This is a genomic window from Parviterribacter multiflagellatus, assembly GCF_056863265.1.
The window spans coordinates 26696-53215 of sequence record NZ_JBXPIZ010000012.1; the positions used below are offsets into that span (position 1 = coordinate 26696).

Genomic DNA, 26520 nt, shown 5'->3' on the forward strand with positions numbered 1-26520 from the left:
CTGAACCGCCGGGCGCAGCGCTGCGTACGCCCGGTATGGACCTGAACGGGAAGACGTGCCTGGTCACCGGCGGCAACCGCGGCATCGGGCGCGGGATCGTGGAGGCGCTCGCGCGGCAGGAGGGCGCGCGGGTGCTCGTCGGCGTGCGGTCGCTCGACCGCTACGAGCCGGTGGCGCCCGCGGGCGCGGCGTCGGTCGCCCCGGTGCGGATGGACCTCTCGTCGCGCGCGCTGATCGAGGAGTGCTGGGCCGCCCTCGACGCGGAGGTCGACGTGCTCGTCAACAACGCCGGCCAGTTCACGGCGGGGCAGCTGGAGACGCAGGACGTCGGAACCGTCTACGAGCTGCTGCAGTCCACGCTGCTCGGCCCGGTCCACCTCACGCGGCTCGCGCTGCCCGGGATGCTCGCGCGCGGGCGCGGGAAGATCGTCGACAACTCGAGCGTCGTCGCCTACGCGAACTTCCCGGCGGTGTCGACCTACGCGGCCGCGAAGTCGGGCGTCGCGGCGTTCACCGAGTCGCTGCGCCGCGAGCTGGCGTCCACGCCGGTGACGGTGCTGCACGTCGTCACCGGCGGGATCGACACGGACATGATGGACGACGTGAAGGCCCAGCTCCGCGAGCACTTCCCGTCCTCGGAGAGCTGGGACCAGCACACGCCCGCCGAGTGGGGCGCGGAGATCGTCGACGCGATCGTGGGCGACAAGCACACGCTCGGGCCAGGTGGGAAGGCGGCTCTCGGCAAGCTCGCCTCCCACCTGCCCCCGTTCGTGCTCGACGCCGTGACCGGGCGCGCCTTCCGCCGGACCTAGCGGACCAGCGTCACGACCACGCGGCGGTTGAGCGCGCGGCCGGCCTTCGTCGTGTTCGTGGCGGCGGGCACGGTGTCGGCCTTCGACACGAGCGTCCGCTTCGACGCCTTGACGCCGACCTTGGCGAGGAAGCCGCAGACGGCCTGGGCGCGCCGCTCGCCGAGCCCCTTGAGGTAGGACTCGTCGCTGGTGGAGCCGTCGGTGTGGCCGACGCAGCGGACCGAGGCGGCCTTGCCGAACTTCGCGAACGCGCGCAGCTCGGCCTTGGCCTTCCGCGTGAGGACCGCGGAGTTCACCGCGAACCCGCCGACGGTCGTCGATGCGCGGTCGGTGACGAGCTTCGCCACGCCGGTCGCCTTCAGCGGGGCGCCGGAGACCGGCTGGCCGCTGATCTTGACCGTGACCTTCAGGCCGCCGGGGTTGGCCCGGAGCATCGCCTTGCCGGTCGCGTTGAGCTCGATCCGCACGTCCATCTTCGACGAGCCGTTCTTGGACTCGTACGTGCCGGTGCCGACCAGGACCTGCTCGGCCGCGGCCGCGCGGGCCTTGGCGCCCGACGCCTTCGGGGCGTACAGATCGACCTTGCACGACTTCAGCACGGTGCCGGTGATCGAGCAGCCGACGCCGACGGCCTCCTTGGCCACCTCGATCGTGGCGGCGGACGACGTGCCGCCGTTGGCGCCGACCTGCGCGCCCGACTTCGTCCCGCCGATGGTGGCGGTCAGGGCCGGCGCCTTCGGGGTCACCTTCGGCGTCGCGGGCTTGGGCGTCTCCGCCGGCGCCGCGGCCGGGGCCGCCGCCGGGATCTCGACGGCCGGCACGTGCGCGGCCGGGGTCTCGGGCTTCGGCGCCTCCGGCTTCGGCGTCTCCGGCACGACGACCTCGACGGGCTTGACGACCCAGTTCCACACGGCCGGGACGCTGGCGTTGCCGGCCTCGTCGACCTCACGCACCTCGAACTTGTGCTTGCCCGGGGTGAGGTTGGTCAGCACGACCGGCGAGCCGCACTCGTGCCACTGGGAGGCTGCGACCTCGTCGGCGGGGGCGTCGACGCGGCACTCCATCCGGCCGGACTTGGCGTTCTGGAACCTGAAGGTGGCCGTCGTCTCGGGCGTCGTCAGCATCGGCCCCTCGAGCAGGACGACCGCGGGGGGCGCCGTGGCGTCGAGCCGCCACGAGACGTCGGCGACGTCGCCGAGGTTGCCCGCGGCGTCGATCTGGCGGACGAGGAACGTGTAGAAGCCGTCGGTGAGCGTGTCCGGGACCGTGTGCGGCGAGGTGCAGTCGGTCCACGGGGACACGTACTCCAGCGCGCCCTCGACGACGCGGCACTGGAACTTGCCGCCGTCCTCGGCACCGGTCCACTCGAACGTCGGCGTCGGGTCGTTGTCGAGCTGCTTCGGCGACAGCGTGATCTTCGGCGCGAGCGGCCTGGTCGTGTCGACCGGGTTCGGGGTCGTGTTCGGGGCCGTGATCGTCCAGTCGTACTGGCGGTAGTCGCCGACGTTGCCGGCGTCGTCGACCTGGCGGACGCGGAAGCTGTGCGCGCCGGCGGCGAGCTCCGGGGTGGTGAACGGGGAGGTGCAGTCCGCCCACGGCGTGGCGGTCTCCTCGCCGACGACGAGGTCGCCGACGATCTGGCACTGGAACTTGCCGCCCTGCTCGGCGCCGTCCCACTCGAACGTCGGGGTGGTGTCGGTGTCCAGCGAGTCCGGGCCGTTGGAGAACACGGGCTGCTCGGGCTTGATCGAGTCGACCGGCAGCGGATCGGGGTCGTTGCCGCCCGCGTCGGTGACGACGGCCGTCTCCGAGGACGTCGCGACCTGCGAGCCGCCCGCGTTCGTGGCGGTGCGCTTCACGCGGAGCTTGTAGCCCTTGTCGTCGGCCGTGACGGTGTAGCTGGACGCGGTCGCGCCCGGGATGTCGACGCAGCCGTCGCTCTCCGGCGGCAGGTCCGTGCAACGCTGCCACTGGTAGCCGGTGGTGAGCGGAGCGGTGCCCGTGGCGGCGACGCCGCCGGTGGTCAGGACCTCGCCGACCTGCGGCGTGCCGGAGACCGTGACGGTGCCGGCGGCGGCCTTCGTGACCGGCTGCCAGGCCATGTTCTGGACCGTGTTCGTGTCGGCGACCTTGCGGGCGAGGCCCCCGCTGACGTCGGCGATCATGATGTCCTGCTCGCCGTAGTTGCCGGACGCGAACGCGACCTGCGTGCCGTCCGGCGACACCGTCGGCATGTCGTCCGCGCCGAGCGTCGAGCCGGCGAGCTTCGTCGGGACCGGGTTCTGCTGGCTCAGGTCGATCCAGTAGATGTCGTTGTTCGAGCTGTACGCGACGATCCTGCCGTCCTTGGAGATGGACGGGTTGCTCGCGTTCGTGTCGGTCACGATCTCGGTGGGCGCACCGAGCTGCTTGACCATCATGATCCCCGTGCCGTTGCCCTCGTTCTCGACGGGCGCGAAGGGGAGCTCGCCGCCGGGGATGCCGCCGCTGCCCGGATCGCTCTCGCCGGACTCGTAGCCGTCCCAGATGATCGTGCCGTCGGTGCCCTCGGCGGACCAGGAGACGCGGCCGCCGGTGGACGGGAAGATCTGCGTGTTGAGGCCGTTGTTGTTGATCGTGACCGACGCGTCGGAGGTCATCACCGTGCGCTGGCCGTCCGGGCCGATGGCGATGTCGATGATCGTCTCGCCGCTCGGAGCGCTGACGGTCCGGGCGACCGTCGTGCCGCCGTCGTTGAAGATGTACGGCGTCCGGTTGTTGACCTCGATCGCGGCAGCCTGCGTGCCGGTGGCGTTCCAGTTGCCGACGATCGACCAGCCGGCGGCGTGGAACGACTCGACCTCGTCGTGCGAGCCGTCGGACCACACGGAACGGGTCTCGGTCTCGTTCGTCCAGCTGATGCGGCCGTTGTCAGCGGGGTTGGCGGCCGAGGCGGCGGTGGGGACGGCGAGGGCGAACGCGACCATGCCGCCGAACGCGAGAGGGGAGATGCGCGCGAGTCGGCGCGAGATGGTCTTGGGAGCCATAACGCACCGGTGGTCGGCGTCTCCGGCGGGCCGTGCATCGGCCGATCAGCCGATCGTGTCAGCCCCGTGGACACATGACCGGTCGCCGGTGGGGATGGTCCGCGACGCACGACGGGCCGCCCTCGCGGGCGGCCCGTCGATCCTGCTCGGGGTGTCGCCGCGGGGCGGCTAGCGGACGAGCGTCACCTGCACGCGGCGGTTCTTCGCGCGACCCGCCGTCGTGGTGTTCGTCGCGGCCGGGACGGCCTTGCCCTTGGAGACGAGCACGCGGGTCCCCTTGGCGCCGTGCGCGGTCAGGTACGCGCAGACCGCCTTGGCGCGGCGCAGGCCGAGGTCCTTCAGGTACGACTCGTCGTCGCTGGAGCCGTCGGTGTGGCCGACGCAGCGGATCGTGTGGGCCTTGCCGAACTTCGCGAGCGTGCGGAGCTGCCGCTTGGCGGCGGCGGTCAGCACCGGCGAGTCGACCGCGAACCCGCCGACCGTCGCACGCGCCCGGTCGGTGACGAGCTTCGCCACGCCGGTCGCCTTCAGCGGGGCGCCGGAGACCGGCTGGCCGACGATCTTCACCGACACCTCCAGGCCGCCCGGGTTCTTCCGCAGCATGGCCTTGCCGGTGGCGTTCAGCTCCACCTTGACGTCCATCTTCGACGAGCCGGACGCCTTGGTGTAGGTGCCGGTGCCGACGAGGACCTCACCGGCCGCCGCGGCCCGCGCGGTCGCCCCGCCGGCCTTCGGCGCGTACAGGTCGACCTTGCACGACTTCAGCACGGTGCCGGTGATCGAGCACCCCACGCCGACCGACTCCTTGGCGACCTCGATGGTCGCCGCGGAGGACGTGCCGCCCTGCGTCTGCGCGCCCGTCTTCGTGCCGCCGATGGTCACGGCGAGCGCCGGGGCCTTCGGAGTCACCGGGGTCACCACCGGCTTGGGCGTCTCCGCCGCAGGAGCGGCGGCCGGCGCGGCCGGAGCCGGGGTCTCGACCGCGGGCGCCTGCGGGACGAAGGGCGTCTCGGGCTCGGGCTCGGGCTTGGGCTCCTCCGGCTTGACGACGGGCTTCGTGTTCGTCCACGTCGCCGTCACGATCTCGCTGCGGTTGCCCGCCTTGTCGATCGCGCGGATGTCGAGCTTGTGCTTGCCCTCGGCGAGGTCCTTGCCGCTCCACGCGCCAGGGCACGGCGTCCACGGCGAGATGCTCTCCGTCGGGATGCCGTCGAGGCGGCACTCGAACGTGACGATCTCGTTGGAGCCGGAGGTGAAGGAGACCGACGCGCTGAGGCCGTCGACCTTCTGCATGATCAGCTGGGGCTTGGCCGGCGGGTTCTGGTCGACGGTGAACTCGTGGACGGCGATCTCGTTGTCGGCGCCCTTGTGACGGACGAGGAACGTGTAGTCGCCGGTGGTGAGCGGCGGCGTCGTCGCGCCGGAGACGCAGGGAGCCCAGCCGGTGTCAGGCATCCAGTCGTCGAAGCCCACGACCACGCGGCACTCGTACTCGCTGCCGCCGTTCTCGCCGGCGATCCACTCGAACGCGGGCATCTCCGCGTTGGTCAGCGCGCCCGGCGTCTTGGTGAAGACCGGCCTGCCGGCGGGAAGCGCGGCGACGACCGCGGTCATGGACGAGTGGATCGTGCTCGAGCCCGCCGGGTTCTTGACCTCGCGGCGGATGCGCAGGCGGTGACCGACGTCCGCGGCGGCCACCTGGTACGCGTCGGCCGCGATGATGTCCTCGCAGCCGTCGGCGTCGGTGGCGACCGCCGGGCAGCGCTGCCAGGTGATCGTGTCCGTCATCGGCTGGTAGCCGCCGTTGGGGTTGCCGACCCAGTCGACGTACGTGCCGACCTTCGGGCTCGCGACCGTGTCGAGCTCGAGCGTGCCCGCCGTCGGCGCGACCGACGGCTGCCAGGCGAGGCCGGTCGCGGGCGCGACCGGGAAGGTGTGGACGAGGCGGGACGCCGCGACCTGCACGATCGGGATCTCGCGCACCTCGGTGCCGCTGCCGTTCTCGCGGGCGAACACGAGCCGCATGCTGTTCGGCGAGAACGTCGGCAGGTACTCGTCGGCGCTGGTCTGGTCGGCGACCTTGAACGGCATGCCGTCGCTGGTCGTGTCGAAGGCGTAGACGTCGCGCTGGCCGTCGGTGGACAGCTCGAACGCGACATAGCGCCCATCGGGCGAGACGGTCGCGTTCTGCGCCCCGTCGGAGCCGGACACGCCCCATGTCCCCCCGTCCTGCTCGACGATCTCGATGGTGCCCGCGATGTCCTGGCCGCCACCGTTCGTCGCGTCCGGCCCGGCGACGTACACCTTGCGCTGGTTGCCGCTCTGGGTCGCCCACCCGAACCGCCCCACGGCGTACTCGATCGGGGCGTTCCACGCGTACGCGCCCGCGTAGGTCATCAGCGACGCGCCGTTGACCGCGGCGAAGCTCGTGCCGTCGGGGCTCATCGCCGTCGCGCCGACCGTCCCGAAGTCGTACGGGACGTTCACGTCGATCGCGCGGGTGGCCATGTCGTACCGCGAGACGACGTTGGCGGCGGTCTTCAGCGAGAGCTTGGTGCCGGAGCCGTCGTACGTGCCGACGGTGCCGTGGAGCGTCCAGTCGTGGGCGTTCGTGCCGTCGGGCCACACGCTGACGATGCCGTCGTCGAACGAGGCCGTCACCAGGCCGTCGCCGTCCGGGTAGTCCGCGGCGGCCGTTGCCGGCGCCATGAGCGCCGCGGCGGCGACCGCGGCGAGGGGTGTGAGGCGCGCGATCCTTCGCGCGAGGGGCGTCCTTGCCATAACACGCGTGTACTCGGCACATGCCTGCCCCGGTACGAGCGGCAGCGCGCCATCCCACCGGCTTCCGGTAGTTCGCGGGGCAGCACCGAGCCTGGAGCCTCGCGTATGTTCCGGTGTCGGACGGCGCGGCGGTGCGGGACCGCTGCGGGTCCAGCACGCGGAGGTGCCGAGATGCTGGGTGCGGTAGGTCGGAGCCGGCGAGCGGGAGCGATCGTGCTCGCGGCGGTTGCAGCAGGACTGGCGGGCGCAGCGCCCGCGGACGCGGCGGTGGACTGGGGCCCGTGCCCCGAAGGCACGCCGCCGACCGAAGGGCTGGAGTGCGGCACGCTCGCCGTGCCGCTCGACCACCGCGACCCGGACGGCCGGACGATCACGGTCGCGGTGTCGCGCCTGCGCGCCGAGAACCCCGAGCTGCGCCGCGGGGTCCTGTTCACCAACCCCGGCGGCCCGGGCGGGCCGGGCATCGACATCCCGGCGCTCATCCGCCCGCTCCTCCCCCAGGAGGTCCGCGACCGCTACGACGTCATCGGCATCGACCCGCGCGGCGTCGGCCACAGCGCACCCGTCTCGTGCGGGCTGAGCGAGGAGGAGGCCGGCGAGGCCCTCGTCCCGCTCACCCAGCCCGGCGGGTTCGGCGCGACCGCGGCCTTCATGCGCAGCGTCGCGGACCGCTGCACGCAGGTGTCCGGCGACCGGCTGCCGTACATGACGACCGCGAACACCGCGCGCGACTTCGACCTGCTGCGCGCCGCGCTCGGCGAGGAGCGGATCTCGTACCTCGGCTGGTCGTACGGCACGTACCTCGGCGCGGTGTACGCGTCGCTGTTCCCCACCCGGACCGACCGCGTGGTGCTCGACAGCGCCGTCCACCCGGGCTGGGTGTGGCGCGAGCAGTTCCGCAACTGGCGGCTCGCCGGCGACCCGGACGCCGGGCAGGACCGGCGCATCCAGCCGCGCCTGCGCGACTTCGCCGAGTGGGCGGCCGCGCGCGACGCCGAGCTGGGCTTCGGCGCGACCCCGGAGGCCGTCCGCGCGACGTACTTCGCGCTGCTCGAGCAGGCGACTGCGCGGCCCGTGCGGACCTCGCTCGGGATCGTGGCCGACCGCGAGTGGTTCCGCGAGCTGACGTTCGCGCTCCTGTACTTCGACGCCGACTTCCCGACGCTCGCGACCGTGTGGAGCGAGGTGCGCGCGGGCGTCGACCAGCCCGCCCCGTCGCCCGCACCGCCGTCGCCGGTGCCGGTCGACAACGGCGCCGCGTCCGCGCTGGCGGTGCTGTGCGACGACGTCGCCTGGCCGCGGTCGCTCGACCGCTACCGCGCGGAGCTGACGTTCGACACGCGCCTCTTCCCCGTCTTCGGCGAGCTGGGCTCGAACGTCTGGCCGTGCGCGTTCTGGAACCACCCGCCGATCGAACCGCCGGTGGGGATCTCCTCCGCCGGCCCGCGCAACGTCCTCGTCGTGCAGGGCCTGCGCGACCCGGCGACGCCGTACGTCGGCGGCGTGGCGATGCGCGCGAAGCTCGGCCGCCGCGCGGGCCTCGTCACCGTCGACCAGGGCGGCCACGCGCTCTTCGTCTTCACCGCGAACGCCTGCATGACCGCGGCCGTCACGGCCCACTTGGTCTCCGACAGCCCACCGGCCGACCGCTACTGCCCGGCCGGCGACGCCCCCTCCACCCGCGCCCGCGACACCGCGGCCGACGCGGCCCGCGAGGAGCTCCGCCGCCGCCAGCAGCGCCTGCCTCGCTGACGCGACGCGCCCGGTCCGGGGGATCCGTGGGAGATCCCCCGGCAGGGCGCGCGCGGGAGGAGTAGCGTCGCGGCATGTCGGCTCGGGCACGGAGCGCCCGGAGAGGATGGGCCGCCGCAGCGGTCGCGGCGTTGGCGGTGGCCGGCGGCACGCCGGCCGTGGCGCGGGCGCAGGTGCCGACGCCCGCGACGGAGATGGCGACGCCCGCCGGGCCGCTCGTGCGGATCGTGCTGGGGAACGAGCTGAGCTGCCAGGTCGCGCACGCCGCCGACCGGCTGATGGAGGTCTACCCGCCGTCCGCCGCACCCGGGAGCTGCGGGACGCTGCTCACCGCGGGCACGACGCTGTTCGCGCCCGACTTCGCCAACCACGCGGGCTCGGCGACCGGCTCGCTCGGCGCGACGACGCCGTTCACGCCGGTCAGCCAGACGCCTGCGAGCGGCGCGGGCACCGCGGCCGACCCGCGCACGGTCCGCACCGTCGCCGACGCGGGCGCGAGCGGGCTGCGCGTCACGCAGGTCGACACGTACATCGCCGGGCAGGAGGCGTACCGCACCGACGTCACCGTCGAGAACCGCGGCGGCGGGCCGGCGAGCGGCGTGCTGTACCGCGCCGCCGACTGCTACCTGCAGGAGTCCGACACCGGCTTCGGCTTCGTCGACCCGGCCGCCGGCGCCGCGGGCTGCTCGCTCAACGCGAACAACACGCCGGCCGCGCGGATCGAGCAGTGGTACCCGCTGACGCGCGGCGCGCGGTACATGGAGGCCGGCTACAGCGAGGTGTGGGCGCACATCGCGACGCGGACGCCGTTCCCCAACACGTGCCGGTGCGGCGAGTCGGTCGACAACGGCGCGGGCATCTCGTGGACGTACGCGCTGGCGCCGGGCGAGCGCGCGACGTTCTCGCACGTCACGGTCTTCTCCCCCACCGGCGCCGCCGGGCTGCCGCAGGGCACCTCGACGACCGCGCCGTCCCGCAGCCAGCCGGTGTTCGGGCGCGGCGGCCTGGTCACCGCCCCGTCGAACCGGCGCTGCCTGAGCCGCCGCAGCTTCCGCATCCGCCTGCGCCATCCCACCGGCACGCGCATCGCCGCGGCGATCGTGCGGGTGAACGGCCAGACCGTCCGCACGCTGCGCGGCACCCGCGTCACCGCGCCGGTGAACCTCACGGGCCTCCCGCGCGGGCGGTACACGGTGACGATCCGCATGCTGCTCGACGACGGCCGCGTGCTCACGGGCACCCGCCGCTACCGCACCTGCGCGCCGCGGCGGGGCTCGGGCAACCGGCGTCCGCCGCCGGTCTGAGCGACACTGCGTCGCATGGCGCGGATCACCCTGCATCGCGGCGACATCACCACCGACACCGAGGCCGACGCGATCGTCAACGCGGCCAACTCGTCGCTGCTGGGCGGCGGCGGGGTCGACGGCGCGATCCACCGGGCCGCGGGGCCGGCGCTGCTGGAGGAGTGCCGGACGCTCGGCGGCTGTGCGACCGGCGACGCGAAGCTGACCGGCGCCGGGCGGCTGCCGGTGCGGCACGTCATCCACGCCGTCGGGCCGGTGTGGAACGGCGGGACGGACGGCGAGCCCGAGCTGCTCGCCTCGTGCTACCGGCGCGCGATCGCGCTGGCCGCGGAGGCGGGCGACACGCGCGTCGCGTTCCCCGCGATCTCGACCGGCGTCTACGGCTACCCGCTCGAGCCCGCCGCGGAGGTCGCGATCTCCGCCACCGCGAGCGCGATGCAGAACGACCCGCGCGTGAGCGAAGCGCGCTTCTGGCTCTTCGACGCGCGCGCGTACGACGCGTTCGAGCAGGCGCTCGGCCGCGTGCCGTAGCGCCGCGCGGGTCCGTCCGCCCCGCGCACCACCATGCCGCACCGTGAACCAGTGGATCGACGGGATCTGGAAGCTGCACGGCGACGACGGGCGCGGCGTGCGCGACGGCGAGGTGGTCCTGCCGGAGGAGCGGCTCGCCTGGCACGCGATGATCGGGCTGGGCGGCCAGCACGTGCTGGCGATGTTCGGCTCGACCGCGCTCGTGCCGGTGCTGACCGGGTTCCCGGTCACGACCACGCTCCTGTTCAGCGGAATCGCGACGCTGCTGTTCGTCCTGATCACGCGCAACCGCGTCCCGTCGTACACCGGCTCGTCGTTCGCGTTCATCGCGCCGGTGATCGCGGCCAAGGCCGACGGCGGCATCCCCGCGGCGCTCGGCGGCATCGTGGCCGCGGGCGTCGCGCTCTTCCTCGTCGGCCTGCTGGTCGACCGCGTCGGCTACCGCGTGATCGAGGTGCTGCTGCCGCCGGTCGTGACGGGCGCGATCGTCGCGCTGATCGGCCTCAACCTCGCGCCGGTCGCGAAGGACCAGTTCGAGCAGCAGGCCGGCGTGGCGCTCTTCACGCTCGTCGCGATCCTCGCGTTCACCGTCGGCCTGCGCGGGATCGCGGCGCAGCTGTCGGTCTTCCTCGGCGTCGCCGCCGGCTACGTCTTCGCCGCGATCCTCGGCAAGGTCGACTGGACCGCCGTGGAGGAGGCCGACTGGGTCGGCTGGCCGGAGTTCACGACGCCGAGCTTCCAGCTCGACGCGATCCTCCTCATCGTCCCCGCGGTGCTGCTCGTGCTGATCGCGGAGAACGCCGGCCACGTCAAGGCCGTCGGGACGATGACCCAGCGCAACCTCGATCCGGAGATCGGCCGCTCGCTGATGGGCGACGGCGCGGGCACGGCGCTGGCGGGCCTGTTCGGCGGCTCGGGCACCACGACCTACGCGGAGAACATCGGCGTGATGGGCCTGACGCGGGTGTACTCGACGCTCGCCTACATCGTCGCGGGGCTGTGCGCGATCGCGCTGGCGCTGCTGCCGAAGTTCGGCGCGATCATCAGCGCGATGCCGATCGGCGTCCTCGGCGGCGCGGTGACCGCGCTGTTCGGCCTGATCGCCGTCCTCGGCGCGCGCGTGTGGATCGAGGCCGGCGTGGACTTCCGCGACCCGGTGAACCTGACCACCGCGGCGGTGGCGCTGATCGTCGGCGCGGGCGACTACAGCCTCGTCTGGGGCGACTACACGTTCGCGGGCATCGCGCTCGGCACGGTCGCCGCGATCGTCGCCTACCAGGTCCTGCGCCTGCTGCAGCGCCGGGGCGGCGGGCCGGTCGGACCCGCCGCCGCTGACGTGAGCGGGTAGCGCCTGCGGCGCGGGCCCGGTCCGACATCCGGGTGAAACGCCGCGCGCGATGTTCGGACCGTGTGGACGACGTGCATCGCGCGGTCGGCGGGCAGAGTGCGGATCGTGTCAGCAACCCGTCCGCTCATCGGCATCTCGACCTCGGAGCTGCGGCGCTCGCCGCAGCGAGATCACGAGGAGCACGGCGACCCGCAGCGCCGCGAGCTCGCGCTCGGGCTGAAGTACCTGGACGCCGTCGACCGGGCCGGCGGGGTGCCGGTCATCCTGGCGCCGATCGCGCCGCAGGCGCTGGACGCGCTGCTCGACCGCCTGTCCGGCATCGTCCTCAGCGGCGGCCCGGACCTCCACCCGTCGGCGTACGGCCACGAGCCCCACCCGGAGCTGGGGCCGACCGAGCCGGACCTCGACCGCTTCGAGCTGTCGCTCGTGCGGCGCGCGGACGCACGGCGGATGCCGGTGCTCGGGATCTGCCGCGGGGCGCAGGTGCTCAACGTGGCGCGCGGGGGAACGCTCCACCAGCACCTTCCCGGGCACCGGCAGGAGGAGGCGGGCGACGTCACCACGCACCGCGTCCGCCTCCAGCAGCGCTCGACCACGTCGTCGCTGCTCGGCGGGCCGACCGAGCTGGACGTGAACTCGTTCCACCACCAGGCGGTGGCCCGGCTGGGGACCGGGCTGCGCGTCGCGGGGCGGTCGGAGGACGGGCTCGTCGAGGCGATCGAGGACCCCGAGCGCGACATGGTCGTCGGCGTCCAGTGGCACGCGGAGTGCCTGGTCGACGACCCGACCCACATGCGGCTCTTCGGCGCGCTCGTGAACGCCGCGCGCCTGCGGGACCACATGATCCCGGTGTCGCGCGTCGCGGTCGCGGTGGCCTAGCGTCAGCCGAGCGCGGGCTCGGTCTCGCGCCCGTCGCGCCACAGGTGGAGCGCGACCCCGGCCAGCACGCCGACCGCGGTCACCGCCGCCCACCCCACGCCCTGGCCGAGCTGCGCCGCGACCGGCCCGGGGCAGACGTTCGCGACGCCCCAGCCGGTTCCGAACAGCAGCGCGCCGACCACGTGGCGGCGCTCGGGGCGGTCGGTGGCGTAGGTGAGCGGCTCCGGCGCGAGCACCGCGCGCGTGCGCACCCGGCGCAGCACCCACAGGCCGGCCGTCGCGGTCAGCACGGCGGAGCCGAACATGAGGAACAGGTACGCCTCGTGGAACAGCAGCGCGTCGCGGATCACGTCCGGGTCGGCCATCCCGCTCCACGAGAGCGTCACCCCGAAGACGATCCCGACGAGGAGCCCGGCGACGCGGCTCACAGCAGCGCCTCGATCAGGGTCGTGACGATGATCGCGGTGGCGAAGAACGTCCCCGTCGCGACCAGCGCCGCGGGCGAGCGGAGCGACGTGCCGGCCAGCCCGTTGCCCGACGTGCAGCCGCCGGCGGTCTTCGCGCCGAACCCGATCGCGACCCCGGCGACGAGCAGGATCGCGGCGGTCGCCAGCGCGCCGCCGGCGCCGTCGAACGTCCGCGTCAGCCAGCCGTAGCCGTCGATGTCGGTGCCGCCGCGGACCACGGCGAAGAGCAGCCCGCCGGCGACGATGCCCAGCGCGAACCAGCCCCGCCAGTCGAACCGCACGCTGCCGCGCGCCAGCTGGGTGACGAGCTCCGAGAACCCGCCGGTGACGCCGAGGCGCCCGTTGAAGAGCGCCCGGCACGCGACCACGCACAACCCGAGCACGGGCCCGGCGACGTACCAGGCGAGCTGTCCGTCCATGGCTTGCAGGCTAGAGAGCACGAGCGTCCGTCCGGGTCACGCGGCGTCGCGGACCGCCGCGGTCCACCGGCCGCGCCGCTCGCCGACGTCGACGGCGATCCCGAAGCAGGCCGAGACGTTGGCGCTCGTGAGCGTCGCGGCGATCGGCCCCTGCGCCAGCACCCGCCCGTGCGACAGCAGCAGCGCATGGGTCGTCGACGGCGGGATCTCCTCGAGGTGGTGCGTGACCGTGACGGTCGGCAGCTCGGGCCGGGTGCGCGCGGTGGCGACCATCGCCTCGATCAGCCGCTCGCGCGACGGGAGGTCGAGGCCGCTCGCGGGCTCGTCGAGCAGCAGAAGCTCGGGCCGCCCCATGAGCGCGCGGGCGAGCAGGATGCGCTGGCGCTCGCCCTGCGAGCACAGCTCGTAGCGGCGCTCGGCGAGGTGGGCGGCGCCCACGAGCGCGAGCAGCGCGCGGGCCTCCTCCTCGTGGGCGGCGGTGAGCCGCTGGCGCTGGAGCGCGATCGAGCCGTGCGCGCCCGTGAGCACGACGAGGTGCGCCGGCATCGCGCCGCGCAGGCTGCGGGCCAGCCGCGCGTCGACGAGGCCGAGCCGCTCGCGCAGCGCGCGCATGTCCGTCCCGCCGAGCCGCTCGCCGAGGACGTGGACCGTGCCCTCCGACGGCCGGTCGACCGCCGCGGCGACGTTCATCATCGTCGACTTGCCGGCGCCGTTGGGCCCGAGCACGACCCAGTGCTCGCCCGCCCGGACCGTCCAGTCGACCGCGTCGAGGAGCACCGTGCGCTCCGTCCCGGCCGCGCGCCAGACGGTGACGCCGGCGAAGCGCAGCGCCTCCGCGGCCGGCGCGGTCGCGGTCGTGGTGGTCGGGGGCGTCGGGGACACCCATCGACGGTACCGCGTGATCGTTGGGTTTCCCTACACCTCGTGCTGCACGATCGCGCCGCGCTCGTGGACGGAGAACTGGAGGAGCGGCTCGTCGCCGACGTTCTCGAACCGGTGCGGCGTGTTCGGCGGGATCACGACGACCGTGCCGGCCTCCACCGTGACCGTCTCGTCGCCGGCCGTGTAGGCGGCGGTGCCCGCGAGGAGGCAGAAGACCTCCGCGTACGGGTGGACGTGGAGCGTCGCGCCCTTGCCCGGCAGCGTCCGCGTGACGAACCAGCCGATGTCGGCCCCGTCCGCCGCCTGGCTCCCTTCGAACCGGAAGGCGGTCTCGTTGATGGCGAAGTCGTCGAGCGCGTAGGTCGTGATCATGGGCCGCAGCCTCGCGACATTGCCCATTCGGCGCCAACGATTTAGCGTGCCGCGAATCGTCACGTACCTCTTCACCGTCGACGACCTGGCCGCGCTGCGCTTCGCGGTCTCACCGTCGTGGGAGCTGGCGAGCGCGCTGCGACTCGTCCGCGACCCACCCCGCGCGGGTCTGCACCTGGGCTGGCTCGCGCGGGCACGCGAGGCGCTGCGCGGTGTCGCCGGCCTCGACGCGGTGCTCGCGATCCTGCCGCCGAACGGGTACATCCCGGACTTCCTGACGCCCCCACCGAGCGGGCCGCTGGCGACGATCGACGAGGACCTCGCGCGCGTCGAGGCGACGACGCCGCGGCAGGTGCGGGCCGAGCTCGCGCGGATGGACGACCCGCCTCCCGCCGGCGCGCGCCTCCCCGACCCGGCTGCGCTGGCCGCGGCGATGGCGACCGCGTTCACCCGCGCGCTGGCGCCGGACTGGCCGCAGGTCGCCGCGCTGCTGCAGGCCGACGTCGACCACCGCGCGCGGCGCCTCGCGGAGGACGGCCCGGCCGCGATGCTCGCCGACCTGCACCCCGCGGTCCGCTGGGCCGGCGACCGGCTCCACGTCGACCAGCGCTACGAGGCGACCGTGCGGCTCAACGGTCGCGGCCTCCTGCTCGTCCCCTCCGCCTTCGCGTGGCACCGCGCCCACACGATCACCCGCCGCCCGTGGCAGCCGGCGCTGATCTACCCCGCGCGCGGGATCGGGACGTTGTGGGACGCGCCCGCGGCCGCCGGCCCGGACGCGCTCGCCCGCCTGGTCGGCGCCACGCGCGCGCGGATCCTGGTCGCCTGCGAGGCGCCGGCCACGACGACCGACCTGGCCGCGCGGCTGGGCGTCACCGCCGGGGGCGTCTCCCAGCACCTGCGCGTGCTCCACGAAGCGGGCCTGCTGCGCGCGCGGCGGGAGCGGCGGACGGTCCTCTACGCGCGCACCGCGCTGGGCGACTCGCTCGTGGCGGGCTAGGGCTGGTAGGGCGGCGCGACGCCCCAGCCCCAGCGCGGGACCGGTGCGTGCTCGACCGGCGTCGCGCCGGGCGCGGAGTTCTCGACCGCCAGGCGCGTCCCCCACTCCGCGTAGCCCATGATCGCCGCGCGGAACTCGGGGTCGGCGGGCAGCCCCGCGGCGTCCGCCGCGCGTGAGAGCAGCGTCACGAACCGCAGCCGCCGCTCGCCGTCGATGCCCAGCCCGCGATGCTTGGCGAGCATGTGCTCGTAGCCGCCGTGCTGCTCGGTGTAGACGGGCGGCCCGCCCATCACCTCGCACCACCAGTCGGTGACGTGCTCGCGATGCTCCTCGCTCACCACGCCGCCGAACACCGGGCCGAGCAGCTCGTCGGCCTCGACGAGGTCGTAGAACGCGTTGAGCCAGCGCGCGAACGCCTCCCGCCCGCCGGCCCAGGCGTAGATCGTGGGCGGCGCGTCGCTCACGAGCGTGGCCGCATGCCGTCGAACGCGAGGCCGAGCAGGCGGTCGGCGATGTCCGGCACCTCGCTCTGCTCGGTCGCGACCGAGATGCCGTGCGCGAGCATCCCGACGTCGTCCGGCGTCAGGTCCGCGCGGATCGTGCCCGCGGCCTGCGCGGCGGCGAGCAGCTTCCCCATCGCCGCGAACAGCTGCACGCACGGCGGGTTGAGCTCCGACTCGGGGTCGCGGTAGCAGCCGAGCAGCGTCTTCGGCAGGCCGGCGACGGCGGTCGAGTAGTCGACCAGCGAGCGCAGCCAGTACCGCAGGGCGTCGGCCGGCTCGTACTCGCCGAGCAGCGCGTCGGCGCGCTCGGCGACCTCGCGCGCGGCCTCCCCTACGACCGCCGCGAGCAGCGCGTCACGGGTCGGGAAGTGGCGGTAGAGCGTGCCGCTGCCGACGCCCGCCGCCTTGGCGATGTCGTCGAGCGACGCGTCCGCGCCGTGGCACAGGAACGCCTCGCGCGCGGTGGCGACGAGGCGCTCGTAGTTGCGCCGTGCGTCGGCGCGCATCGGGCGGTCAGGTGAGGGGCGGGTTGCGGGCGCCATCGAAAACGGGGATGATCTCCACTTAGAACCGGGGACTGCCTCCGCCTATGGTACTGTCTCGCGAAACGGGGAGCGTCCCCGGTTTCGCCACCACCTCTCGAAGGAGCAGTCCATGACCACCTCCCACGGCGGAGGACACCGCGCGTCCATCGCCCTCGCGATCATCGCGACCGTCCAGCTGATGATCATCCTCGACGCGACCGTCGTGAACGTCGCGCTCCCGGAGATCCAGCGCGACCTCGACTACTCCTCCGCGGAGCTCTCGTGGGTGCTCAACGCGTACACGCTCACGTTCGGCGGCCTGCTCCTGCTCGGCGGCCGGATGGGCGACATCCTCGGTCGCCGCCGCGTGTTCATCGGCGGCGTCAGCCTCTTCACGCTCGCCTCGCTGGCCGGTGGTCTTGCGACCTCCGGCGAGTGGCTGCTGATCGCCCGCGCGATCCAGGGCATCGGCGCCGCGATCGCCGCGCCGTCGGTCTTCGCGCTCGTCATGACGAACTTCCCCGAGGGCACCTCGCGCAACCGCGCGCTCGGCGTCGTCACCGCCGTGTCCGCCGCGGGCGCGTCGGTCGGCCTGATCGTCGGCGGCATGCTCACGACCTGGGCCTCGTGGCGCTGGACGCTCTTCATCAACGTGCCGATCGGCCTCGCGATCGCGCCGCTCGCCCACCGCTTCCTCGAGGAGAGCGAGCGCACCACCGGCCGCTTCGACGTCGCCGGCGCGATCAGCTCGACGCTCGGCGCGGGCGCGCTGGTCTACGGCTTCATCCGCGTCGCCGAGGACGGCTGGGGCGACACCGTCGCGCTCGTCTCGTTCGCGGTCGCGGTCGTCGTGCTCGCCGGGTTCGTCGCCCACGAGGCGCGCCAGCGCCAGCCGCTCCTCCCGCTCCGCCTGCTGGCGAGCCGGCCGGCCGCCTCGGGCTACGCCGCGATGCTCGCGCTGCCCGCCGCGATGATGGGCATGTTCTTCTTCCTGACGCAGTTCCTGCAGCAGGTCGACGACTTCAGCGCGCTCACCACCGGCCTCGCGTTCCTGCCGCTGACGGCGCTGCTGTTCGGCATCTCGCAGGTCGTGCCGGCGCTGCTGCCCAAGCACGGGCCGCGGCCGTTCCTGCTCGGCGGCATGGCGCTGATCGTCGCCGGCATGGCGTGGCTGACGCAGGTCTCGGCGGACACCGGCTACGTGAGCGGCCTGCTCGGCCCGATGCTCCTGTTCGGCGCGGGCGCCGGCATGGCGTTCATGCCGCTCAGCGCGATCATCCTCGGCGCCGCGCGGACCGAGGACTCCGGCGCCGCGTCCGGGCTGCTCAACGCGATGCAGCAGGTCGGCGGCACGCTCGGCCTCGCGATCCTGGTGACGGTGTTCGGCACCGCGACCGACGGCGCCGCGACGCCGTCGAACGACCAGCTCGCGAGCGGGATGGCCGACGCGTTCGTCGCGGCCACCGCGTTCGCGGTCGTCGCGCTCGTGCTCTCCGCCCTGGCGGTGAGCGGGACGCGCCGCGACCAGCCGCTCCCCGAGGTGGCGATCGAGCCCATCTAGGGACGGGGTACGCCCGCGTGTATTGACGAAAGGAAAAGGTACGGCTAGGGTCCATTTCTCCGCGAGAGACGTGTGTGGTGCGTAGGTCGCGGCGAACACGGAGGAGTCACCTTTCCCATGAGATCGAGGGTCTGGGGCGGCGCGCCGAGCGCCGCCTTGGCCGCTGCGTGCGCGCTGGCGGCCGGAGCGCCGCCGGCGCACGCCGCCGACAGCTGTCCCAACGCCGCCATCCGCGCGGCGCAGCACGCCGACCTGCCCGACTGCCGCGCCTACGAGATGGTGTCGCCGGTCGACAAGGCCGGCTTCAGCATCACGACGGCGAACGGGGCCAACTACGGCAACGGCAGCTACCCCTACGCCTCGGCCGTGCTGCGCGACGGCGACGGGTACTCCTACATCGCGGGCGGCGCCGTCGGCGATCCGGCAGGCCAGGACGGGCTCGGCATCGCCTACCGCGCGCTGCGCGGCAGCTCCGGCTGGTCCTCCGTTCCGGTCAACGGCCCGTTCGGCCCGCCCGCCCCCGCGCTGCTGGCGGCGACGTGGAACCAGGGCATCTCGGAGGACGGCTCGCGCTCGATCGTCATGTCGCCGGCCGCGCTCGTCGAGGGCGCCTGGCCCTGCGTGGAGCTGCAGACGATGTGCCTGGAGGGCAACCTCTACCTCCAGGACAACGAGACGCGCGAGCGGCGCCTGATCACGGGTCTGACCTACGGCGGGGGCGAGCCACTCACCGGCCCGCGGGTGATGGGGGCCACGGCCGATCTGCGCAAGGTCCTCGTGACCTCCCTCGAGACGTACACCGCGGACGCGCAGCCGGGCGTCCCGAACCTCTACGAGTGGACCGACACCGGGACGCCGCACGGGCAGCTGCGCCTGGTCGGCATCGGTCCGGACGACCAGCCGCTGCCGGCCGGCGCGGCAGCGGGTCAGGGCTCCGATCCCTCGAACTCGCTCTCGCAGCGCACGCTCTCCGCTGACGGCCGCCGGGTCTTCTTCGCCTCAGGCGGCCAGCTCTACCTGCGCGAGGACGGCGAGCACACGACGCACGTCTCGGCCTCGCAGCGAACGACGCCTGACCCGGACGGCCCGCTTCCCGCGACCTACTGGACGGCGGAGAGCGCGCACGGCGACGCCGTCTTCTTCACCAGCGAGGAGAAGCTGACCGACGACTCCGAGGCAACCACCGCGGCGCCCGACCTCTACCGGTACGACGTCGAGACCGGCGAGCTGCTCGACGTGACCGCGACCGGCCAGGCCGCGGGCGTGCTCGGCGTCATCGGCGCCTCCGACGACGCGTCCACGGTCTACTTCGCGGCGACCGCGAAGCTCGACCCCGACGCCGGCACGGCCGGCCAGGTGAACGTCTACGGCTGGTACGACGACGGCACGCCGGAGGGCCAGCTCTGGTACGTGGCGACGCTCGGCACCGTCGCCGAGGCGACCGCGTGGGACACCGCGAACTGGGCCACCGGCTCGCACGCGGTCCCACCCGTGGCCGTCTCAGGTGACGGGCGGTTCCTCGCGCTCCTCTCGGCGCAGCCGCTGACCGAGCACGACACGGCTGGCACGGTGCAGGTCTACCTCCACGACGCGGACGCGGGCACGCTCGCCTGCGCGTCCTGCGCCCCCGACGGCAGCCCGTCCTCGGGCGACGCGGGCTTCCGCCAGATCGAACGCACAGAGGCCTTCCGGGTGGTGTCCGACCACGGTGACGTCGGCTTCCAGACCGAGCAGGCGCTGCTGCCCACCGATCGCAACGGCGTGCGCGACGTCTACGTCTTCGGGGAGTCGGGACCGCGGCTGGTCTCCACCGGCGCCGACGGCGACCTGTCGACCTTCGCGGGGCTCAGCCGGAGCGGTCGTGACGTGTTCTTCAGCACGCGCGAGCGGCTCGTCGACAGCGACGTCGACGACCTGGTCGACCTGTACGACGCGCGCATTGACGGCGGCTTCGAGGCTGCCCCGTCGCCCGCGCCGTGCGAGGGCGACGCCTGCCAGGGCCGCCCGGCCGGCGGCGGGCCGACGCTCGCCGACCCGGCCACGCGCAGCTTCAGCGGCCCGGGCAACGTCCCGGCGCCGGCGAAGAAGCGCGCGACGACCAAGAAGGTGCGCGCCGGCGCGACGGCCCGCGGCATGCGGGTGCGCGTGCGGATCCAGGCGCCAGGCGCCGGCCGCGTGACGGTCAGCGGGGCGTCGCTGCGGACGACGCGGAAGACGGTCCGCCAGGCGCAGAGCGTGACCGTGTCGGTGCGCCTCACCGCGAAGGCCGCGCGCCGGCTCACGCGCAACGGCCGCCTGCGCGTCAGCGCGAGGGTGGCGTTCACCCCCACGACCGGCAGGGCGTCGTCGACGACCGTCGCCGTCACCATGAAGGAGCAGCGATGAGGGCTGTGAGGACCGCGGCATTGACGGCCGCCGCGCTGGTCGCGCTGCTCGCCGGGGCGAGCGTCGCGCACGCCGACTTCGGCTTCGAGACGGCGACCGCCGAGATCCGCGCCGACGGGTCGAGCGCGCCCGCCACGCAGGCGGGGTCTCACCCGTTCGACCACACGACGACGCTGCGGTTCAAGACCGTGATGTCGGACGTGTTCGGCGTGCCGGTCCCCGACCAGCAGGTCAAGGACATCGTCGTCGACCTCCCGCCCGGCCTGGTCGGCGACCCCACCGCCGTCCCGCGCTGTCCGGACATCGCCTTCGAGGAGGGCGTCGAGGTCGGCGTCTGCCCCGACGACACGCAGGTCGGGATGGCCGTGGTCGAGCGCAGCGGCATCAACACAGCGCCGCTGTACGTCCGGCTCTACAACCTCAGCCCGATGCCGGGTGAGCCGGCCCGCTTCGGCGGCCGCATCTGGGGCGGCGGCCCGGCGGCGACCGTGATGATGCGCGCCACGGTGCGCTCCGGCGGCGACTACGGCCTGCGGATGACCGCCCAGAACATCCCGAGCAGCCTCACGGTCAGCGGCGTGCGCGTCACGTTCTGGGGCGTGCCGGCCGCCTCCGAGCACGACACCGAGCGCGGTGCGTGCCTCGACGGGTTCACCGGCCCGTCGACGAGCGACGTGTGCCCGGTCGCCACCGAGCGCCGCCCGTTCCTCACGCTCCCGGCCAACTGCACCGAGGAGCCGCTGACGACCCGCGTCGCCGCGCGCCCGTGGGGCAGCGACCAGTACGTCCGGACGTCGTTCGACCACGACGCGAACGACCTGCCGATGCGGGTCACCGGCTGCGAGGACCTGCGCTTCACGCCGAGCGTCTCGGTGCGGCCCGACACCACAGCGCCCGCCACCCCCGCCGGCTTCGCGGTCGACGTCAAGGTGCCCCAGACGACCGGGCCGAACGACCTCGCAACCCCGCCGGTGAAGCGCACGGTCGTGACGATGCCCGAGGGCGTCGCGATCTCGCCGGGCGCGGCCGACGGCCTGCAGGGCTGCTCGGACGCGCAGGTCGGCGTCGACAGCGACGCGGCGCCGGCGTGTCCGGAGACCTCGAAGATCGGCACCGTCGCGATCGACACGCCGCTGCTGCACGAGCCGATGACCGGCTCGATCTACCTCGGCACGCAGGCGTCGCCCGACCCCGCGTCGGGGCGGCTGTTCCGCCTCTTCCTCGTCGCCGAGGGCTCGGGTGTCCGCGTCAAGCTCCCGGGCGCGATCGTCCCGGACCCGGTCACGGGCCAGCTGACGACGACGTTCGACGCGCTCCCCCAGCTGCCGTTCTCCGAGCTGCGGCTGCGCTTCAAGGGCGGCCCGCGCGCGCCGCTCACCACCCCGGCGACGTGCGGCACGAAGACGGCGACCGCCGCGTTCACGGCGTGGTCGGGGCAGCGCGCCGACCAGGCGTCGTCGTTCCGCATCGACTGCGCCCCGAACCTCGGGGCGTTCGCGCCGACGTTCGCCGCCGGCACGAGCGCGCCGGTCGCGGGGGCGTTCTCGCCGTTCGTCCTGAAGGTCGCCAAGCCCGACGGCAACAGCGACCTGACCGGCCTGCGGCTGGAGCTGCCCGAGGGCCTCCTCGCCCGGCTGAAGGGCAACGTCGGCACGCAGGTCGGCACGGCGCGGATCGCGTCGGGCGCGGGCGCGAGCCCGTTCTGGCTCACCGGGCCGGTCTTCCTGGAGGGCGCGTACGGCGACGCGCCGTTCTCCCTCCGGGTCGCGGTGCCGGTCGTCGCCGGCCCGTTCGACCTCGGCACGGTCGTGGTGCGGCAGAAGATCTACGTCGACCCGCACGACGCGCACGTGACGATCGTCAGCGACCCGCTGCCGACGATCGTCTCCGGCGTCCCGGTGCAGCTCCAGCGGCTGGAGGTCGCGATCGACAAGCCCGGGTTCATGCTGAACCCGACGTCGTGCGCGCCGAAGGTCATCTCGGGCGGCCTGGGCTCCGCGGCCGGACAGACGATCGCGGTGCAGGACCGCTTCCAGGTCGGCGAGTGCGCGTCGCTCCCGCTCAAGCCGAAGCTCGCGCTGAAGCTGACCGGCCGCAAGGAGCTGCGGACCGGCGGGCACCCGGGGCTCGACGCGACGGTGACGATGCCGGGCGGCCCGCGCCAGGCGAACCTCGACAAGGTCGCGGTGACGCTGCCGCTGTCGATCGCGCTGGAGGCCGACAACGCGCAGGGGCTGTGCACGCCCGCGCAGGCCGAGGCGCGCCAGTGCCCGGCGACGTCGATCGTCGGCACGGCGACCGCGGTCACCCCGATCCTCGACCAGCCGCTGTCCGGGCCGGTCTACTTCGTGGAGGGCCTGCGCAAGACGGCGACGGGCGCGACGCGCCGGACGCTGCCCAAGCTCCTCGTGACGCTGCGCGGGCAGGTGAGCCTCGACCTGCTGGCCGACTCGAGCGTCGTGGACGACAAGCTCGTCACGACGTTCGGCTCCGTCCCGGACGCGCCGATCAGCTCGTTCCGCCTCAAGATCAACGGCGGCAAGCGCGGCATCCTGGGCGCGACCGGAACGGGCGGCCGGATCTGCGACGCCCAGCAGGGCGCCGAGGCCGTGTTCACCGGTCAGAACGGCGGCGTCGTCGAGCGCGCGATCCGCATCGGCACCGACTGCGCGCTGCGGATCGTGTCGTCGGCGGTCGCGGACGGCCGGATGGCGATCAAGGTCGGCGGCCTCGGGGCCGGGCGGCTGACGGTCTCGGGCCCGGGCGTGCGGCGCACGAGCCGGACGATCGCGGGCGCGTCGGTGGCGACCATCCGGCCGGCGCTCACGCAGGCCGGGCGGCGCGCCGCGCGGGCCGGCCGCACCGTGCGCGTGACGGTCACGTTCGACCCCAAGGGGAAGGCGAAGGCGCGGCGGCTGAGCGCCGCCGCGCGGCCGAGGCGGTAGCGCCCGCTACGGCTTGAAGACGACCTTGAACGTCCCGTCCTCCTTCTTCTGGAAGCGCTCGTACGCCGCGGGCGCTTCCTCGAGGGGGACGTGGTGCGTCGCGAAGTCGTCGACGCCCAGCGGGTCGCCGTCGCCGGTGAGCAGCGGCATGATGTCCGGGATCCACCGCTTGACGTTCGCCTGGCCCATCCGCAGGTTGATCTGCTTGTCGAACATCTGCAGGAGCGGCATCGGGCTCGCCGCGCCGCCGTAGACGCCGGAAAGGGAGACCGTGCCGCCGCGCTGGACGAGCTCGATCGCGGTGTGGAGCGCGGCGAGCCGGTCGATCCCCGCCGTCTGCATCACCTTCTTCGCGACCACGTCGGGCAGCAGGCCGGTGAGCTTGTGCGCGATCTGCCCGATCGGCGAGCCGTGCGCCTCCATCCCCACCGCGTCGATCACGCTGTCGGGCCCGCGGCCACCGGTCAGCTCCTGCACCTGGCCGACGAGCGCGTCGCCGGAGTGCTCCTCGAGGTCGATCGTCGTCACGCCGTGTGCGCGCGAGCGCTCCAGCCGGTCGGGCACGAGGTCGACGCCGATCACCTCGTAGCCGCGGTGCTGCGCGATGCGCGTGCACATCTCGCCGATCGGCCCGAGACCCAGGACGAGCACCGTGCCGCCGTCGGGCACGTCGGCGTACTCGACCGCCTGCCACGCGGTCGGCAGGACGTCGGAGAGGAAGAGGAACCGGTCGTCCGGCGGGCCCTCGGGCACCTTGATCGGCCCGTAGTGCGCCTGCGGGACGCGCAGGTACTCGGCCTGGCCGCCCGCGACCTGGCCGTAGAGCTTCGTGTAGCCCAGGAGCGACGCGCCGGTCCCCCACTCGTGGTTCTGCGTCGTCTCGCACTGCGTCTGCAGGCCCTTGTCGCACATGAAGCACGAGCCGCAGGAGATGTTGAACGGGATCACGACCCGGTCGCCGGGCGCGATGTGCGTCACCTCGGAGCCGACCTCCTGGACGATCCCCATCGGCTCGTGGCCGAGGATGTCGCCGGCGTCGATGAAGGCGCCGAGGACCTCGTACAGGTGGAGGTCGGAGCCGCACAGCCCGCTCGACGTCACCTTGATGATCGCGTCGGTCGGGTGCTCGATGGTGGGGTCGGGGACGGTGTCGACCCGGACGTCGTGGTTGCCGTGCCAGGCGAGTGCCTTCATGGTCCTTGGCGCTACCCAGGCGTGCGTACGATCGACGCATGCCCCTCAGCGTCTACCTGTCCGGCGAGATCCACACCGACTGGCGCGAGCGCATCGCGCAGGGTGTCCGCGACGCGGACCTCGACGTCGTCTTCGGCGCGCCGGTGACCGACCACTCCGCGTCCGACGACTGCGGCGCCGCGATCCTCGGCGAGCCCGCCGAGCCGTTCTGGCGCGACCACCTGGGGGCCGGCGTCAACGCGATCCGCACGCGGACGCTGATCGAGCAGGCCGACGTCGTGGTCGTGCGGTTCGGCGACCAGTACAAGCAGTGGAACGCGGCGTTCGACGCCGGCTACGCGGCCGCGCTGGGCAAGCCGCTGATCACGCTCCACCCCGAGCAGCACGACCACGCGCTGAAGGAGGTCGACCGCGCCGCGCTCGCGACGGCGCGCGAGCCCGAGCAGGTGGTCGACCTCCTCCGGTACGTGCTCACGGGCGCGCTGCCCGGGCGGTAGCGGCTCAGCGGACGAGCGCCCCGACCCGGCCCGTCTGCTCCGCGCCGCTCTTGCTGGCGAGGAACACGCGCACGGTGACCTTGCGCTTGCCGACGTAGTCGCGGTCGGCGGCGGCGAACCCGACCTTCGAGCCCTCCGGGACGGCGAGGCCGCGGATCGTCTTGCCCTTCGGGGCGGTCAACGTCAGGCGCGTCTGCTGCTCGCCCTCGAGCGTCACGTCGCGGTAGACGAAGCGCGCCTTCGCGCCCATCCACTCGCCCTTCTGCACGCCCGTCCCGGGGATGGTGACGGGCGCGTGGCCGGCGATGAACTGCTGCTCGGAGACGATCGGGGCGTCCGCGGCGGCGGCGACGCCGCTCAGGCCGACGGTCGCGATGGCGGTGGTGGTGAGGAGCTTCCGGGAGATGTTCATGCCCTGGGAACGGGACCCCGCCGGGCGGGGTCCCGACACCTAGGGTCAGATCGCGCTCACCCGCGCGAGCTCGTCGGCGGTGAGCGTGAGGTCGGCCGCCGCCGCGGAGTCGCGGATCGTCTCCGGGCGGGAGGAGCCGGGGATCGGGATGACGACGTCGGCGAGCGAGAGCAGCCACGCGAGCACGACCTGCTGCGGGGACACGCCGCGCGCGGCCGCGACCTCCCCGAAGGCCGGGAAGTCCGCGAGGCCGCCGAACGGCGACCACGGCAGGAACGCGAGCCCCAGCTCCGCGCACACGTCGACCTCCGGCAGCGACGTGCGGAACTGCGGCGACAGCTCGTTCTGCACGCTGACGAGCGCGTCGCCGAGGATCGCGTGGGCGCTGCGGATCTGCTCGGGGTTCGCGTTCGAGATGCCCGCGCGCACGACGAGACCGTCGTCCACCAGCGCGCGCAGCGCGCCGATCGACTCCTCCCACGGCGTCCGCGGATCCGGGCGGTGGTACTGGTACAGGCCGATCGCGTCGACGCCGAGCCGCCGCGCGCTCGCCTCGGCGGCGGCCTTCAGGTAGGCCGGCGAGCCGTCGAGGCCCCACCCGTCGCCGGGCGACGTGCGCGTGTGGCCGCCCTTCGTCGCGACGAGCACGTCGCGCGCGACCGCCTGGTCGGGGTACGCGCGCAGCGCACGCGCGATCAGCTCCTCCCCGTGCCCCATGTCCGCGGCGCGCACGGCGTAGGCGTCGGCGGTGTCGATCAGCGTCACGCCCGCGTCGAGCGCGGCGTGGATGGTGGCGATGGCCCGCTCCTCGGGCGGCACGGGCGCGTGGGACAGCGGCATCGCGCCGAGCCCGATCGCGCCGACCGTCCGGTCTCCGATCCTCCGGGTACGCATGTCCCGATGAGTTTGCCGCGTGAGGCCCGTCT

The 26520-nt window shown here is 73.9% G+C and carries 22 protein-coding genes; 11 read left to right on the forward strand and 11 right to left on the reverse strand.

Annotated features, from left to right (window positions below; translation table 11 throughout):
• Positions 1-35 precede the first annotated feature (35 nt).
• Positions 36-812, forward strand: coding sequence for an SDR family NAD(P)-dependent oxidoreductase (locus AC1UE5_RS23770; protein ID WP_482928331.1), 777 nt, complete (start codon positions 36-38; stop codon positions 810-812).
• Here AC1UE5_RS23770 and AC1UE5_RS23775 read toward each other — a convergent pair.
• Both AC1UE5_RS23775 and AC1UE5_RS23780 read right to left on the reverse strand, forming a co-directional pair.
• Entirely contained in the window at positions 809-3838 is a 3030-nt protein-coding gene (locus AC1UE5_RS23775; RefSeq protein WP_482928333.1) for an OmpA family protein, read from the reverse strand. The two genes, AC1UE5_RS23770 and AC1UE5_RS23775, sit on opposite strands and share 4 nt — an antisense overlap.
• Before the next feature lie 168 nt (positions 3839-4006).
• Entirely contained in the window at positions 4007-6619 is a 2613-nt protein-coding gene (locus AC1UE5_RS23780) for an OmpA family protein (protein WP_482928335.1), read from the reverse strand.
• A 213-nt stretch (positions 6620-6832) separates the two neighbouring features.
• Here AC1UE5_RS23780 and AC1UE5_RS23785 point away from each other — a divergent pair, with 213 nt between their 5' ends.
• The 5 genes from AC1UE5_RS23785 to AC1UE5_RS23805 all read left to right on the forward strand — a co-directional run bounded on the left by AC1UE5_RS23785 (position 6833) and on the right by AC1UE5_RS23805 (position 12433).
• Positions 6833-8371, forward strand: a complete 1539-nt coding sequence (locus AC1UE5_RS23785; RefSeq protein WP_482928337.1) for an alpha/beta hydrolase — start codon at positions 6833-6835, stop codon at positions 8369-8371.
• 74 nt (positions 8372-8445) lie between these two features.
• Complete coding sequence (locus AC1UE5_RS23790) at positions 8446-9675, forward strand: hypothetical protein (protein ID WP_482928339.1); 1230 nt, start codon at positions 8446-8448, stop codon at positions 9673-9675.
• A 15-nt stretch (positions 9676-9690) separates the two neighbouring features.
• Entirely contained in the window at positions 9691-10206 is a 516-nt protein-coding gene (locus AC1UE5_RS23795) for an O-acetyl-ADP-ribose deacetylase (RefSeq protein WP_482928341.1), read from the forward strand.
• 43 nt (positions 10207-10249) lie between these two features.
• Positions 10250-11554: a uracil-xanthine permease family protein gene (locus AC1UE5_RS23800; protein WP_482928343.1), complete on the forward strand. Its 1305-nt coding sequence runs from the start codon at positions 10250-10252 to the stop codon at positions 11552-11554.
• A gap of 105 nt (positions 11555-11659) precedes the next feature.
• On the forward strand, positions 11660-12433 hold the full coding sequence (locus AC1UE5_RS23805) for a gamma-glutamyl-gamma-aminobutyrate hydrolase family protein (protein ID WP_482928345.1): 774 nt from the start codon (positions 11660-11662) through the stop codon (positions 12431-12433).
• Between the two features lie 2 nt (positions 12434-12435).
• On the opposite strand, the gene AC1UE5_RS23810 is transcribed toward AC1UE5_RS23805, so the two are convergent.
• The 4 genes from AC1UE5_RS23810 to AC1UE5_RS23825 are packed head-to-tail and all read right to left on the reverse strand — an operon-like array spanning position 12436 to position 14573.
• On the reverse strand, positions 12436-12861 hold the full coding sequence (locus AC1UE5_RS23810) for a DUF6691 family protein (RefSeq protein WP_482928347.1): 426 nt from the start codon (positions 12859-12861) through the stop codon (positions 12436-12438).
• Entirely contained in the window at positions 12858-13319 is a 462-nt protein-coding gene (locus AC1UE5_RS23815) for a YeeE/YedE family protein (RefSeq protein WP_482928349.1), read from the reverse strand. The genes AC1UE5_RS23810 and AC1UE5_RS23815 overlap by 4 nt, the downstream gene beginning before the upstream one ends.
• Positions 13320-13355: 36 nt before the next feature.
• Positions 13356-14201, reverse strand: coding sequence for an ABC transporter ATP-binding protein (locus AC1UE5_RS23820; protein WP_482928351.1), 846 nt, complete (start codon positions 14199-14201; stop codon positions 13356-13358).
• Positions 14202-14234: 33 nt separating this feature from the next.
• Positions 14235-14573: a cupin domain-containing protein gene (locus tag AC1UE5_RS23825; RefSeq protein ID WP_482928353.1), complete on the reverse strand. Its 339-nt coding sequence runs from the start codon at positions 14571-14573 to the stop codon at positions 14235-14237.
• A gap of 46 nt (positions 14574-14619) precedes the next feature.
• Between AC1UE5_RS23825 and AC1UE5_RS23830 the strand changes: the two genes are divergently transcribed.
• Positions 14620-15573, forward strand: coding sequence for an ArsR/SmtB family transcription factor (locus AC1UE5_RS23830; RefSeq protein ID WP_482928355.1), 954 nt, complete (start codon positions 14620-14622; stop codon positions 15571-15573).
• Here the strand turns inward: AC1UE5_RS23830 and AC1UE5_RS23835 are convergent.
• Complete coding sequence (locus tag AC1UE5_RS23835) at positions 15570-16037, reverse strand: group II truncated hemoglobin (protein ID WP_482928357.1); 468 nt, start codon at positions 16035-16037, stop codon at positions 15570-15572. The genes AC1UE5_RS23830 and AC1UE5_RS23835 overlap by 4 nt on opposite strands.
• Positions 16034-16582 (reverse strand): TetR/AcrR family transcriptional regulator, encoded by a 549-nt coding sequence (locus AC1UE5_RS23840; protein WP_482928359.1) that lies wholly within the window; start codon positions 16580-16582, stop codon positions 16034-16036. The genes AC1UE5_RS23835 and AC1UE5_RS23840 overlap by 4 nt, the downstream gene beginning before the upstream one ends.
• 148 nt (positions 16583-16730) lie before the next feature.
• Here AC1UE5_RS23840 and AC1UE5_RS23845 point away from each other — a divergent pair, with 148 nt between their 5' ends.
• The 3 genes from AC1UE5_RS23845 (at position 16731) to AC1UE5_RS23855 (ending at position 23491) form a co-directional block, all read left to right on the forward strand.
• The gene (locus tag AC1UE5_RS23845; protein WP_482928361.1) at positions 16731-18161 is read left to right on the forward strand and encodes an MFS transporter; all 1431 of its coding nucleotides are present in this window, start codon (positions 16731-16733) and stop codon (positions 18159-18161) included.
• A gap of 117 nt (positions 18162-18278) precedes the next feature.
• Positions 18279-20546, forward strand: a complete 2268-nt coding sequence (locus AC1UE5_RS23850; RefSeq protein WP_482928363.1) for a hypothetical protein — start codon at positions 18279-18281, stop codon at positions 20544-20546.
• Positions 20543-23491 carry a hypothetical protein gene (locus AC1UE5_RS23855; protein WP_482928365.1) on the forward strand — a complete coding sequence of 983 codons (2949 nt, stop codon included), beginning with the start codon at positions 20543-20545 and terminating at the stop codon, positions 23489-23491. Before AC1UE5_RS23850 ends, AC1UE5_RS23855 begins: the two co-directional genes overlap by 4 nt.
• A 6-nt stretch (positions 23492-23497) precedes the next feature.
• Here the strand turns inward: AC1UE5_RS23855 and AC1UE5_RS23860 are convergent, their stop codons facing one another.
• The gene (locus tag AC1UE5_RS23860) at positions 23498-24685 is read right to left on the reverse strand and encodes a zinc-dependent alcohol dehydrogenase (RefSeq protein WP_482928367.1); all 1188 of its coding nucleotides are present in this window, start codon (positions 24683-24685) and stop codon (positions 23498-23500) included.
• A gap of 38 nt (positions 24686-24723) precedes the next feature.
• Between AC1UE5_RS23860 and AC1UE5_RS23865 the strand changes: the two genes are divergently transcribed.
• Positions 24724-25182: a YtoQ family protein gene (locus AC1UE5_RS23865; RefSeq protein WP_482928369.1), complete on the forward strand. Its 459-nt coding sequence runs from the start codon at positions 24724-24726 to the stop codon at positions 25180-25182.
• Between the two features lie 4 nt (positions 25183-25186).
• On the opposite strand, the gene AC1UE5_RS23870 is transcribed toward AC1UE5_RS23865, so the two are convergent.
• Entirely contained in the window at positions 25187-25594 is a 408-nt protein-coding gene (locus AC1UE5_RS23870) for a hypothetical protein (protein WP_482928371.1), read from the reverse strand.
• A gap of 45 nt (positions 25595-25639) precedes the next feature.
• Complete coding sequence (locus AC1UE5_RS23875) at positions 25640-26488, reverse strand: aldo/keto reductase (RefSeq protein ID WP_482928373.1); 849 nt, start codon at positions 26486-26488, stop codon at positions 25640-25642.
• Positions 26489-26520 lie beyond the last annotated feature (32 nt).

What these genes read in the sequence shown, in the direction of transcription:
- AC1UE5_RS23770 (WP_482928331.1), top strand. Translation starts at nt 36, where the DNA reads ATGGACCTGAACGGGAAGACGTGCCTGGTCACCGGCGGCAACCGCGGC.
- AC1UE5_RS23775 (WP_482928333.1), bottom strand. Translation starts at nt 3,838, where the DNA reads ATGGCTCCCAAGACCATCTCGCGCCGACTCGCGCGCATCTCCCCTCTC.
- AC1UE5_RS23780 (WP_482928335.1), bottom strand. Translation starts at nt 6,619, where the DNA reads ATGGCAAGGACGCCCCTCGCGCGAAGGATCGCGCGCCTCACACCCCTC.
- AC1UE5_RS23790 (WP_482928339.1), top strand. Translation starts at nt 8,446, where the DNA reads ATGTCGGCTCGGGCACGGAGCGCCCGGAGAGGATGGGCCGCCGCAGCG.
- AC1UE5_RS23795 (WP_482928341.1), top strand. Translation starts at nt 9,691, where the DNA reads ATGGCGCGGATCACCCTGCATCGCGGCGACATCACCACCGACACCGAG.
- AC1UE5_RS23815 (WP_482928349.1), bottom strand. Translation starts at nt 13,319, where the DNA reads ATGGACGGACAGCTCGCCTGGTACGTCGCCGGGCCCGTGCTCGGGTTG.
- AC1UE5_RS23825 (WP_482928353.1), bottom strand. Translation starts at nt 14,573, where the DNA reads ATGATCACGACCTACGCGCTCGACGACTTCGCCATCAACGAGACCGCC.
- AC1UE5_RS23840 (WP_482928359.1), bottom strand. Translation starts at nt 16,582, where the DNA reads ATGCGCGCCGACGCACGGCGCAACTACGAGCGCCTCGTCGCCACCGCG.
- AC1UE5_RS23845 (WP_482928361.1), top strand. Translation starts at nt 16,731, where the DNA reads ATGACCACCTCCCACGGCGGAGGACACCGCGCGTCCATCGCCCTCGCG.
- AC1UE5_RS23850 (WP_482928363.1), top strand. Translation starts at nt 18,279, where the DNA reads ATGAGATCGAGGGTCTGGGGCGGCGCGCCGAGCGCCGCCTTGGCCGCT.
- AC1UE5_RS23855 (WP_482928365.1), top strand. Translation starts at nt 20,543, where the DNA reads ATGAGGGCTGTGAGGACCGCGGCATTGACGGCCGCCGCGCTGGTCGCG.
- AC1UE5_RS23860 (WP_482928367.1), bottom strand. Translation starts at nt 24,685, where the DNA reads ATGAAGGCACTCGCCTGGCACGGCAACCACGACGTCCGGGTCGACACC.
- AC1UE5_RS23865 (WP_482928369.1), top strand. Translation starts at nt 24,724, where the DNA reads ATGCCCCTCAGCGTCTACCTGTCCGGCGAGATCCACACCGACTGGCGC.
- AC1UE5_RS23870 (WP_482928371.1), bottom strand. Translation starts at nt 25,594, where the DNA reads ATGAACATCTCCCGGAAGCTCCTCACCACCACCGCCATCGCGACCGTC.
- AC1UE5_RS23875 (WP_482928373.1), bottom strand. Translation starts at nt 26,488, where the DNA reads ATGCGTACCCGGAGGATCGGAGACCGGACGGTCGGCGCGATCGGGCTC.